At 66.2% G+C, this 11,610-nt stretch carries 12 protein-coding genes; 6 read left to right on the top strand and 6 right to left on the bottom strand.

From position 1 onward, the window contains the following. Positions 1–138: 138 nt before the first annotated feature. Together AKL29_RS38440 and AKL29_RS38435 are read right to left on the bottom strand one after the other, a co-directional pair. On the bottom strand, positions 139–1,746 hold the full coding sequence (locus AKL29_RS38440) for a Na+/H+ antiporter (protein WP_050387771.1): 1,608 nt from the start codon (positions 1,744–1,746) through the stop codon (positions 139–141). A 109-nt stretch (positions 1,747–1,855) separates the two neighbouring features. Next, the gene (locus tag AKL29_RS38435; RefSeq protein WP_028337351.1) at positions 1,856–2,230 is read right to left on the bottom strand and encodes a nuclear transport factor 2 family protein; all 375 of its coding nucleotides are present in this window, start codon (positions 2,228–2,230) and stop codon (positions 1,856–1,858) included. Positions 2,231–2,432: 202 nt separating this feature from the next. Between AKL29_RS38435 and AKL29_RS38430 the strand changes: the two genes are divergently transcribed. Then, positions 2,433–2,867: a GFA family protein gene (locus AKL29_RS38430; RefSeq protein WP_050387770.1), complete on the top strand. Its 435-nt coding sequence runs from the start codon at positions 2,433–2,435 to the stop codon at positions 2,865–2,867. Positions 2,868–2,945: 78 nt separating this feature from the next. On the opposite strand, the gene AKL29_RS38425 is transcribed toward AKL29_RS38430, so the two are convergent. Both AKL29_RS38425 and AKL29_RS38420 read right to left on the bottom strand, forming a co-directional pair. Continuing rightward, the gene (locus AKL29_RS38425; RefSeq protein WP_050387769.1) at positions 2,946–3,626 is read right to left on the bottom strand and encodes a DUF1345 domain-containing protein; all 681 of its coding nucleotides are present in this window, start codon (positions 3,624–3,626) and stop codon (positions 2,946–2,948) included. A gap of 16 nt (positions 3,627–3,642) precedes the next feature. Beyond that, positions 3,643–4,563 (bottom strand): polyprenyl synthetase family protein, encoded by a 921-nt coding sequence (locus AKL29_RS38420; RefSeq protein ID WP_050387768.1) that lies wholly within the window; start codon positions 4,561–4,563, stop codon positions 3,643–3,645. Positions 4,564–4,762: 199 nt separating this feature from the next. Between AKL29_RS38420 and mtgA the strand changes: the two genes are divergently transcribed. The 3 genes from mtgA (at position 4,763) to AKL29_RS38405 (ending at position 6,550) form a co-directional block, all read left to right on the top strand. Beyond that, positions 4,763–5,434, top strand: a complete 672-nt coding sequence (mtgA, locus tag AKL29_RS38415; protein ID WP_050387767.1) for a monofunctional biosynthetic peptidoglycan transglycosylase — start codon at positions 4,763–4,765, stop codon at positions 5,432–5,434. 157 nt (positions 5,435–5,591) lie between these two features. Beyond that, complete coding sequence (rpmF, locus tag AKL29_RS38410; protein WP_021077536.1) at positions 5,592–5,777, top strand: 50S ribosomal protein L32; 186 nt, start codon at positions 5,592–5,594, stop codon at positions 5,775–5,777. Between the two features lie 143 nt (positions 5,778–5,920). Then, the gene (locus AKL29_RS38405) at positions 5,921–6,550 is read left to right on the top strand and encodes a hypothetical protein (protein WP_050387766.1); all 630 of its coding nucleotides are present in this window, start codon (positions 5,921–5,923) and stop codon (positions 6,548–6,550) included. 7 nt (positions 6,551–6,557) lie between these two features. Here the strand turns inward: AKL29_RS38405 and AKL29_RS38400 are convergent, their stop codons facing one another. After that, the gene (locus AKL29_RS38400) at positions 6,558–6,842 is read right to left on the bottom strand and encodes a hypothetical protein (protein WP_028337345.1); all 285 of its coding nucleotides are present in this window, start codon (positions 6,840–6,842) and stop codon (positions 6,558–6,560) included. Between the two features lie 219 nt (positions 6,843–7,061). Between AKL29_RS38400 and AKL29_RS38395 the strand changes: the two genes are divergently transcribed. Further along, the gene (locus tag AKL29_RS38395; RefSeq protein ID WP_050387765.1) at positions 7,062–8,753 is read left to right on the top strand and encodes a putative bifunctional diguanylate cyclase/phosphodiesterase; all 1,692 of its coding nucleotides are present in this window, start codon (positions 7,062–7,064) and stop codon (positions 8,751–8,753) included. Positions 8,754–8,792: 39 nt separating this feature from the next. Here AKL29_RS38395 and AKL29_RS38390 read toward each other — a convergent pair whose 3' ends face one another. Beyond that, positions 8,793–10,247 (bottom strand): acetamidase/formamidase family protein, encoded by a 1,455-nt coding sequence (locus AKL29_RS38390; RefSeq protein WP_050387774.1) that lies wholly within the window; start codon positions 10,245–10,247, stop codon positions 8,793–8,795. A gap of 385 nt (positions 10,248–10,632) precedes the next feature. Between AKL29_RS38390 and AKL29_RS46155 the strand changes: the two genes are divergently transcribed. Then, positions 10,633–11,610 (top strand): helix-turn-helix domain-containing protein (locus AKL29_RS46155; RefSeq protein WP_244482654.1); only part of this gene is annotated, 978 nt, incomplete at its 3' end.

Raw genomic sequence — 11,610 nt, 5'->3', positions numbered from 1 at the left:
CTGCGAAAGCAGGGACCCATAACCACAGTTGGAAATTGTTGGAATGGGCTGTGGCCGCAGCCTGGTCCAACAACATCGATCGGTGGTTATGGGTCCCGGGTCGCGCTTCGCTTGCCCGGGACGACGAAGGGGGTACCGCTACAGCGGAATCCTTCGATACTCGCGGTTGGCGAGGCTCGCTTCCTCGAGGTCGAGGTCGCGCTCGATGCGCCGCCTTGTCTCGTCGGTGATCTTGCCGTCGCGCAGCAGCATGTGGATGAACTTGCGCTCGGAGGCGATCAGCTCCCGCGTCAGCTCGGTGCCGGTGGCGGAGACGTCGTGGGTGTCGGGATTGAGCGAGTCGGGCAGCTGGTTGATGCGGATCTCGTGCCGTGAGCGCAAAAGCTTGATCACCTCGTCGGAAAGCTCGCGGTCGTCGGTGATGGCATCGAGCGACTTCAGCGCGGCGTTCAGCGCCTCGCGCCGCGCCGCGATCTCCTGCTCGTGCTCGGCGATGTGCTCGCTGCGTCCGTCCCTGGCGAGGCCGAGCCAGCGCACCACCGGCGGCAGAGTGAGGCCGAGCCCGACCAGCGTCACGAAGATCACGCCGAAGGCGACGAACAGGATCAGGTCGCGATACGGGAAGGCATCGCCACTCGGCAAGGTCAGGGGCAGCGCCAGCGCCGCGGCGAGCGAGACAGCGCCGCGCACGCCGGTGAAGGCGACCACGAACACCGCCCGCCACGACGGCAGCGGATCGCGCTCGCTCACGCGGGCGCTGATCCAGCGCGGCAGATAGGTGCCGGGAAACACCCAGATGAAGCGCGCCACGATCACGATGACGGCGACCAGCACGGTCGCGGTGAGGATGTCGTGCAGCGGAAACGACTTCGACTTCTCGTACAGCGAGCGCATCTGGAAGCCGGTCAGGAGGAACAACAGGCCCTCGATCAGATAGATGATCAGGTCCCAGAAGAAGATGCCCTGCAGGCGCGTCGCGGCCGAGATCAACAGCGGTCCGTTCCAGCTCATATAGAGGCCGCAGGCGACGGTCGCGATCACGCCGCTGCCGCCGAAATGCTCGGGGATCCAGTAGGCGAGATAGGGCGTGATCAGCGACAGCGTGATCTCGACCTGCGGATCCCTGGCGCGGCGGCGGGCGCGCAGGCTGAGCCAGCCGACCGCGGTGCCGAACGCGATCTCGCCGGCGACGATGACGAGGAAAGTGCCGGTCGCCTTCGGCAGCGAGAACAGCCCGGTGGTGATCGCGGCGAGCGCGAAGCGGTAGAGGATCAGCGCGGTCGCGTCATTGGCGAGCCCTTCGCCCTCGAGCACCACCAGGATGCGGCGTGGCATGCCGAGCCTGCGGGCGATCGCCAGCGGCGCGACCACGTCCGGCGGCGCGACGATGGCGCCGAGCAGGAAGCCGATGCCCCAGGGCAGGCCGATCAGATAGTGGGTCGCGGTTGCGACCATGAAGGCGGTGAAGATCACGCAGCCGACCGACAGCAGGATGATCGGCCGCAGATTGGCCTTGAACTCGCGCCAGCTCATCGCGACGCTCGCCGAATAGATCAGCGGCGGCAGCACCACCAGAAGCACCAGCTCGGGCGGCAGTTCCAGCGATGGCATGCCCGGCACGAAGGCGAGCACGACGCCGACCAGCAGCAGCAGGATCGCGGGCGCGATATCGGTTCGCCGCGCCACCAGGGCGGTTCCCGCCAGCACGCCGAGCAAAGTAAGAAAAATCTGAAACTTGGCTTCCATAACGGGCTCAATTCGCCCGGAAACCACCGCCAGTCAATGCGGTCCGGCCGGAGCCGGACCGCGAGGGGCGTGTCACAAAGCCGTCACGGGGCGCGCCGCGCCCGGTCGATCAATCCCTGAGGTCGTAGCGGTACGACTTCGAGACGATCTGCCAGCCGTCGGCGAGCTTCATCGCCACCAGATAGTCGGTGAAATAGCGCGGCGGCAGCTGGCAGCGCACCTTGATGAAGGCGGTGTTGTCGTCGGAGCGGTCGATGGTGACGATAAAATCCTCACGCGGCTTGCCTTCGGCCTTCGCCGAGGTGCGCTTGCGCACCATTGCAAGCCAGTCCGGCACGGTCAGGACCTTCAGCTCGCCCTTCTCCACCCAGCGCAAATCGGCGCTCGGATGAAAAGCCTCGGCGAGCTTGTCGGCGTTGCTCTCGTAGAGACCGTCGAAATAGGTTTGCACGACGCTTTCGACGCTGGATCGATCTTGGCTCATTGGTTGGTCCTCCCGGCAGGATTGGATCGGCTGGAGCGTTTTCGAGCGAAGCGGGTGCCGGTTCGCGTGGAGAAAACGCGTCAAAGCTCGAATCTAGAGCCCCTGTTCCGATTCAATTGGAACGGAAAGGGCTCTAGGATTTAGCCATGAACCGCCGGATTGCGCCATGGCCGGCGACAAAATTCTGCGTGAGGGATGAGTTGTGACCGCATCTGTAAATTCGAACGAACATATCCTGACCGGCGAATGCTTCTGCCGCGACGTGCGCTACGAGGTGGCCGACGCGTTTGCCTATGCGCTCAATTGTCACTGCTCGAACTGCCGGCGCACCACGGGATCGGCGTTCAAGCCGTTCGCAGGAATCGCGCGCGACAAATTCACCGTGGTCAGCGGCGCTGATGGGCTCCTGATCTATGGCGACGAGCTCACCCACGACGCGCATTGCGGCCGCTGCGGCTCGCTGCTCTATTCGCAGGTCCGCGACGGCGCCTATGTCCATGTCGCGATGGGCACGCTGCGCGATGCGCCGGCGATCCGGCCGACCGCCCACATCTTCGTCGGCTCCAAGGCGCCGTGGTACGCGATATCGGACGATCTGCCGCAATATCAAGAGCACGTGACGCAAGGCGGGGAATAAATTCGCGCGACGTCATCGGCGTGCTGCTTGTACTCCTTGCCGACCGCCTTGCGCACGGCATTTCATCAGCCGGTGCGGCTAGATCGCGCTCGCGGCGATGTTCACCATCAGGGCGAGCAGCGCGGTGTTGAACACGAACGAGATGATGCCGTGCACGGTCGCGGTGCGGCGGATGATCTTGTCGGTGATGCCGACGTCGGAGACCTGCGCCGTCATCCCGATCACGAACGAGAAATAGACGAAGTCCCAGTAATCGGCGTCGACATGTTCAGCGCCGCTCGGAAACTGCAATCCGCCGGGCGTCTTGCCGCGGTAATACTCATGGGCGTAGTGCAGCGCGAACGCCGTGTGCACCACGGCCCATGACAGCGTGATGGTGACGATTGCCAGCGCCAGTCCGGCCGGGCTCCCCTTCGATGCGCCGAGCTCGAACACGATGGCCGCGAGGCTCGCCAGCGCGCCGAACGCGGTCAGCAGCAGGATCAGGAAACGGCCGTCGTCCTGGAGGATGGCGCTTCGTTTGATATGGGCGACGCCACAGCGCAGCATCATCACATAGGCGAGCACAAGATACAGCGCGGCGAAGGCATCCCAGCCCGCGAGCAGGCGCGTGACGATGCGCGGTGCTCCCGGCACCAGCAGCGCAGCCAGGATGCCAAAGGCGATCGAGCCGAACGTGCGCGGCCGGCCCACGATGACGCGGACCGGCAGCGGCAGCTTGCGGAAGCGAACAAGGCGGTCGTCGATCTCCTTGTTCATTTCGCGCCGCTTTCGGCTAGTTCTTGCGCTCGGCGACGAAGCGGGCGGCCGCGCGCAGCACATCGCCGCGGTCGCCGAACACCGACAGCGCGGCATCGGCGCGCGCGAGGAGGTCGCTCACGCGCTGCTTGGCGCCATCGATGCCGAGCTGGGTGACGAACGTGGTCTTGCCGAGCGCGGCGTCTGCGCCGGCCGGCTTGCCGAGCGCGGCAGCGTCGCCCTCGACGTCGAGCAAATCGTCGGCGATCTGGAAGGCTTCACCGAGCGCTTTGCCAAAATCGTCGAGCGCCTGATATTCCTTTTGCGAGGACTGGCCGAGGATCGCGCCGGCGATGCAGCCGAAGCGGAGCAGCGCCCCGGTCTTCATCTGCTGCAGGCGCGCGACGTCGACCGGCTCGCGGTCGCCGAAGCGGCCTTCGCCGGCGAGGTCGAGAATCTGGCCGCCGGCCATGCCGCCGATGCCGGAGGCCCGCGCCAGCGCGCGGGTCAGGAGCAGGCGGACCTGGGCGTCCTTGTGGATCGCATCGCGGGTGATGATGTCGAAGGCGATGGTGAGCAGCGCGTCGCCGGCGAGGATCGCGGTGGCGTCGTCATAGGCCTTGTGCAGGGTCGGGCGGCCGCGGCGCAGATCGGAATTGTCCATCGCCGGCAGATCGTCGTGGATCAGCGAGTAGCAGTGGATGCATTCGAGCGCGGCGCCGACCAGCAGGGCGGCTTCGCGCGGGATGCCGAACACCGCCGCGCTCTCGACCGCGAGGAACGGCCGCAGCCGCTTGCCGCCGCCGAGGCTCGAATAGCGCATGGCCTCGATCAGCCGCTTCGGGCGCACGATCTCGTCGCTTTCGGTCGTGTCGGACAGCAGTTTGGCGAGCAGGGCTTCGGTATCCTCCGCGGTCTGGTCCAGCCGCTTGGAAAACTCTGCAGTACCGGTCGTCATTAAGAATTGCTCCAGATCGATTTTCGGCCGGACAATCGTTGATGGCATCGGCTTCGTCAATTCCCGCCCTGCGACGGAATGCGCCTTAAAAGTGCTGGAAAAACCGTGAATTATCCCGCAGACGTCGACGGCGCCGGCCGTGTTCTGGCGGGCGGGTCCCAAATCCTTCCTGGAATGGTCCTCCCCGGAAACCCTCGTTTTGCGCATCGTCCGAATTTTATTGCTGCTTTTGCTGGCCCTGCTGTTGCTGCCGTATCTGGTGGCGCCGTTCTATCGCACCGGCCATCCGGTTTCGGCGCTGATGGCCTGGCGGATCCTGCGCGGGGCCCCGGTGACGCGGCATTGGATCGATTTCGGCGCGATGTCGCCCTATCTGGTGCGGTCCGTGGTCGGCTCGGAGGATGCCCATTTCTGCAAGCATCGGGGCATCGACTGGGGTGCGCTGCGCGAGGTGCTCGACGACGCCGAGGATGGCGAGGTGGCCCGCGGCGGCTCGACCATCACCCAGCAGGTCGCCAAGAACCTGTTCCTGTGGTCCGGCCGCAGCGTGATCCGCAAGGGGCTGGAACTGCCGCTGGCGCTCTGGATCGATCTCGTGCTGCCCAAGCAGCGGATCCTGGAAATCTACCTCAATATCGCGGAAATGGGCCCGTCCGGCCAGTTCGGCGCCGAGGCCGGCGCCCAATATGCCTTTGGCAGGTCCGCCGCGGCGCTGTCAGCCCGCGAGGCCGCGCTTTTGGCGGCGATCCTGCCGAATCCGGTCAAAAGAAGCGCCCGGAACCCGGGGCCGGGGGTCCGCAGGCTGTCTGCCACCTATATGGCCCGGGCCAACGCGGTGGAGCGTTGCTGGCGCGAAAATCGCGGCTCCTGAGGGCCTTTTCGGGCGCTTTTTGCTGGCTCGGACCCTAGCTTTACGCGATGCCTTCCTCTATAAGCGCGGCCTTACCGGCATCGCAGCTTGCGCTTCGAAGCGCTGAGCCGTCCGCATTTCGGACGATGCCTCCGCAACACCCCTAGAGGACACCGTCATGGCCGTTCCCAGAAGAAAAACCTCGCCGTCGCGCCGTGGCATGCGCCGTTCGGCCGATGCGATCAAGACCCCGACCTATGTCGAGGACAAGGACTCCGGCGAACTGCGCCGTCCGCATCACCTCGACCTCAAGACCGGCATGTACAAGGGCCGCCAGGTCCTGAAGGCCAAGAAAGAGTCCTGATTGGACATTCGGCCTACGCGCCGCAGCCATGCGGCGCGGCGCCTGAATTCGGTCAACGAGTGCGGCCAAGACGGGCGCGTCCGCGGCGAGGCCAATGAGCACCGCCGCATTGCTGGTTCTCCCTGAATAAGGCGCAAGCCCCGATGGTCGGTTTTCCGCTGCTGCTCGTTCCGCTCGCGGTCTACAACATCATCGCCTTCCTGATGCCCGGCGTGTCGTTCACCGACCCGCTGATCAGGCTGACATTGCTGTCGGGCGAGCAGTGGCAGATCACGCTCAGCGACATGCTGCTCGCGGCCGCCGTGCTGCTGTTGCTGCTCGAGGTCATCAAGGGCGCGCGCCCCGGCGCGAAATATCTCACCGACCATCTGCTGTCGCTGATCGTGTTCGGCGCCGCCGCCGCCGAATTCGTGCTCTGGCCGAAATTCGGCAACTCGACCTATGGCCTGCTCGCGCTGCTGGCGCTGGTCGATTTCATCTCCGGAATTGCGCTGCGCACCCGCCGCCGTGCGGTGGTCGCGCCTGCGGCACCAAGCGTCAGCAGGCCGCAGCGCGAGGCGCCGCAGCCCGCGCCGGCAGCGCCGCCCGCGCCGCGTTCCGAGCCCGCGCCCGTCGCCGCACCGGCGCCTGCCGCGCCGCCGGCCGCACCGGTTCCCCCGGCGACATCGGTCGCGGAATCCGTGCTGCTCGATCAGTCCGCGCCGAAGCCGACCGTCGCTTCGCCGGATTTGCAGCCGGGCGGCCATCCGCCGTCGGACCCGCCGCAGCGCTGATATTTTTCTAGATGATCTGCCGGGTCCGCCGCGCCACGCTGCGGCGTTCGTCGACATGCGGACCGTAAGCGCTCTGCGCGTCGGCCAATGACCCACGCCGCTGCCCGCGCGTCTGCGGTTCGTGTGCGGCGGTCGCGATCAGGTGGGCCACAAACGACGGATCGGCATGCGGCAGCGGGATCTTGGGCGCCCAATGGGTGGTCGCGGCCAGCGGCACCAGCGCCGTGCTGGCCGCCGCAGCATCGCCGGTGCACTCACCGTCGAGGATTTCCGATTGATCGATATCCTGCATCGTCTGCGACCCGTTGGAGCGTCATAGTTTGGGACGTCGCGTCCCTCCGCAACACCCCCGTGGCAAGGGTCATGCCCGCCGTCCCCAGTTCGTTCCCGGACAGTCGAAAACGTGGTTTCCAGATTATTTATCAACTTCACCTAGCGTTGGATTCGCCGGAACCACTATCTTGAGAGCGTGTAGAATCACCGGGCGCCGTCCCAAATCGAGACATGTTCGATGCCCCCTGTCCCGCCAGCTGCCAGCATCCTCGCCTCGCTCGGCCAAGCGACATTCGCCTGGGACCTGGCGAGCGATGCGATTGCCTGGAGCGACAATGTGGCGGCGGTCTTCCCGGATATCCCGGTCGCGGCGCTGGCGAGCGGTGCCGAACTTGCAAAGCTGATCGAGCCATCGCGCTCGGTGCGATCCGATGCGCTCGGTGCGCCGGCGCCGGTGCGGAGCGGGGAGGGCATGCCCTACCGGATCGAATATGGCGTGCGGGCCGTCACGTCAGCGCCGGTGATCTGGATCGAGGAGACCGGCTGCTGGTTTGCCGGCGCCGACGGCAGGCCGGCGCGCGTAGAGGGCGTCGTCTGCATCAACAATGAGCGGCATGCCCGCGACGAGCAGCTGTTGAAGCTGTCGCGGCACGATCCGCTGACCAACGAGCTCAACCGCACCCATCTGATCGCCTCGCTCGCCGAGACGATGGAGGAGTGCGCGCGCTTCCGCAGCTCCTGCGCCTTCATGCTGATCGGCATCGATCATCTGGCGCGCGTCAACGATGCCTTTGGCTTCGACGTCGCGGACGCCGTCATCGCCGAGGTCGCGAAGCGGATTCGCGCGCGGCTGCGCAGCGGCGACATGCTCGGCCGCTTCTCCGGCAACAAGTTCGGCCTGATCCTGCGCAACTGCACCGTCGACGACACCAATGTCGCGGCCGAGCGTTTCCTCGCCGCGGTGCGCGACGAGGTGGTGCCGACCAAGTCCGGCCCGGTGTCGGTGACGGTGTCGATCGGCGCCGTCACCATTCCGCGCCATGCGAGGTCGGCGGAGGAGGCGGTCAATCGCGCCCAGGAGACGCTGGACGCGGCCAAGAGCCGCCGCGCCGGATCGTTCGCGCTGTGGAAGCCGAATGTTGAGCGCGACGCCCAGCGCCGCGTCAACATCCGCGTCACCGACGAGATCGTCACCGCGCTGAACGAGCGCCGCATCGTGATCGGCTTCGAGCCCGTGGTCGATGCGCGCCTGCGGCAGCCCGCGTTCTACGAGTGCCTGGTCCGGATGGAGCAGGACGACGGCCGGGCGCTGCTCGCGCCCGATATCGTGCCGGTCGCCGAGCGGCTCGGCCTGATTCGGCTGGTCGATCACCGCGTGCTGGAGCTCGCCATCGCAGAGCTCGCCGCCGCCCCCGGCGTACAGCTCAGCCTCAACATCTCGCCCGACACCACGATGGATCCGGACTGGTGGGCCACCATCGAATCCCTGATGCGCGCGCATCCCGGCGTCGGCGAGCGGCTGATCGTCGAGATCACCGAGACGGTCGCGATCCAGGATATCGACGACGTGCGCGGCTTTGTCACGCGCCTGAAGAACTTCGGCAGCCGGATCGCGATCGATGATTTCGGCGCCGGCTACACCTCGTTCCGCAATTTGCGCAAGCTCGGGGTCGACATCGTGAAGATCGACGGCGCCTTCGTGCAGAACATCGTGCGTTCGGCCGACGACCGCGCTTTCGTGCAGACGCTGATCGATCTGGCGCGCCGTCTCGAGATCAAGACGGTCGCCGAATGGGTGCAGGACGAGGAAGCCGCCGTGATGCTGCGCGAATGGGGCTGCGACTTCATCCAGGGCCGCCTGATCGGCCTCGCCTCGCCGGACCGCCCGTGGAACGGGCCGGCGGAGAAGCCCGTGCCCGCCACGGGCTGAAGCGCGATGATCGGCTGATCACCGCGCTCCAGATTCTCTTCAGCTCTCGCCGCCGGCGAAGATGTCCTTGCGGATCACCGCGTGGACGCCCCAATTGCCGTCGACCACCTGGGTGACGCCGAAATCGACACCGAGCGAGATCAGCGAGATGGCCTCGTCCTCGGTCAGCTTCTTCGTCGTCATCAGGAATTTGCGCATCTTGCGGAAGGCATCGCGCAGAGCGAGGTCGACCGACGACTTCTTGTAGATCTCGGTCTGCGCGCCGGCTCCGAGCTCGCTGAGGTAGTTGGCATAGCTGAAGCCGTGCACCAGCCATTCGTCCTGGGTCTCCAGCATCGGGTAGTCGAGCGCTTCGAGCGCGGTGCCGGCGAGGTCGGCCTTCTTGTGCAGGATGATCTGGAAGGTGCCGTTGAGCGAGCATTCGATCGCCGTGCCGCACAGTTCGGAATCGCCCTGCGAGGCGTGAGAATCGCCGACCGACAGCAGTCCGCCTTCGACCGCCACCGGGTAATACATCGTGGCGCCCTTGCCGATGCGCCAATTATCGATGTTGCCGCCGGTGTAGCTCGGCGGGATCGAATCGACGAACTCGGCCTCCTTCGGCGCGAGCCCGATCACGCCGAAATGCGGACGCACCGGGATGCGCACATTCTTCAGGATGCCGTGGTTCTCCTTGACCGTCGAATGATCGACCGGCACGCCGGGATAATCGATCGTCTTGTGCACCACGCCGGACGGATCGGTCTGCGGCGTCCAGGTGAAATTGTAGACGGCGCGCGCCCAGTTGCGCTCGCCGGTCGCGTCGACCTCGTAGATGGTGACCACCTCGCGCGGCTTCGGCTCGGTGAGCAGATCCTTGTAGTGGAAGCCCCACGATGCCGCAGCGTTGCTGCCGAACGCCTTGCCGGAATATTTCGGGTTGGCGCAGGGCCGCGGCGCGACGTCGATGATGCGCAGCTCGAGCACGTCGCCTTCCTCGGCGCCGCGCACGAACACCGGCCCGGTACAGATATGCACGCCGAGGCCTTCGCCGGGGCCGCGTCCGAACAGCGAGGCATCCATCGGGCCGGCGCCGCGCCGGTTCACACCCTTCTTCTCCTTGGTCCAGAGATAGACGCTCTCGACGCCGGGATCGCCCTTGACCATGCGCTCGGCATCGTCATTGGCGTGATGCGTCAGCGCCTCGATGGTGATGAAGTCGCCGGAATTGATCTCGACGCGCGGCTTCAGCGACTTGCTGAAATAGCCCCAATGCACGGTGTCGGCATTCGCCGGCAGGTGGTGATAGGCGCGCTGCGCCGGCTGATGCTTCTCGGCGGCGGCCGCCATTTTCGGCGTCACCAGCGAGATGCCGCCGGCGGTCATCGCCGCGGCGCCGCCCGCCGCCGCGAAGCTCGAGCGCAAGAACGAACGGCGTTCCCGGTCGAGCGTCTCCTTGAACTGTCGATGATGCAATTCGAAGTCCGGGCAGTTCTTGTCGTCACCTGCGCACATCTTGAGCTCCTCCTTGGATCGAAAGTGCGCATGAGAGTGCATGGCGCCGCGCCGCTCCGACATGACCGGGCGCGCCCAATAATTTGTCGGCGCGCTTGCTGCCTTCGCAGCGCAAAGGCCTGTGCGGCAGCGTGCGAGGCATCTGCGGCGGCCGCCTTCGCATCGCGGCATGGCCGGAACGGTCAAGAATTTGGGCGCATGCGATCAAGTTGCACTGCGTTCGCCGCTGATAGCGCTGCCACGCGAAAGCGGCCGCTTCCGCGCGTTGCACGACGGCTGGGCAACATGTGCCGCAGCAACATGCTTGCCGCCTGCCTGCAATCGGTGCAGGCTGCGTTCACGGCTCTGTGAGTGGAAGGCCGCGGTGCTGCGGCCTGGAGGGGTGATGGTCGCGACGACCTTTCGGGTTTCGGTCGATGCGATCCCGCGGCAAAACCGGCGGGAGGTCTGGCGCGAGGCGCTGGCCGGTCTGCAGCTCGATTGCGAATTGCCGGAGACCGGTCAATTCCAGTTCGGCGAATTGACCGCGAAGCGCTCGACCAGCGGCGGCCAGCTCGCGCTGCTGCGTTCGACCGAGCAGCAGATCGTCTGCAGCGGTCATGCGGCCTCGCCGGGAATGCCGGCGCGGGTCGCCATCATCTTCCACGGCTACGGTCGCGGCAGCATCACGTCCGGTCAGCGCAGCTGCGAGTTCGCCGACAACGACGTCTCGGTGTGCGACCTGCAATCGCCGTGGCGCATGACCTTGCGCGAGGATTTCGAGATCCTGCTGCTTGAACTGCCGCGCGAGCGCTTGCTCGGCCGGCTCGGGCATAATCGTCTGCGTTTGCCGGCGGTGCTCGGGGCGACGATTGCGGCTGCGGCCGTGCGTCCGGTAATGCGGACCGTGGGCGGCAACTTCGCGATCCTGGACAAGGCGGATCTTGCCACCGCCGAGGTCGCGGTCACCGAACTCGTCGCCGGCGCGCTGCTCGGCGAGACGCGGCTCGATGCCGAGGCAATGACGCAGGTCCAGGCCGGCCATCTGCGCCGGGTCGATGCCGCGATCGAGGCCCAGCTCGGCAATGCCGGCCTGACCATCGCCGACATCGCGCGGCAGGAGGGGCTGTCGCAACGCTATCTGCAACGGCTGTTCGAACGGCAGAACACGACGTTCTCGGCCTATGCGCGCGAGCGGCGGCTGGAACGCTGCTGCAACGATCTGATCGATCCGAACTATGCCGACCAGCGCATCGCCGAAATCAGCTACCGCTGGGGCTTCACCGATCAGGCCCATTTCAGCCGGATGTTCAGCGCGACCTACGGCACCTCGCCGCGCGACTTCCGCAAGGCGGTGCCGCGCGATGTGGAGGGCGAGCGCACG

Origin of the sequence: Bradyrhizobium pachyrhizi, assembly GCF_001189245.1 — a bacterium.
Lineage (GTDB): Bacteria > Pseudomonadota > Alphaproteobacteria > Rhizobiales > Xanthobacteraceae > Bradyrhizobium > Bradyrhizobium pachyrhizi.
Note: the sequence above shows the minus strand (reverse complement) of the source record. Positions and strands in the feature narration are given on the sequence as shown.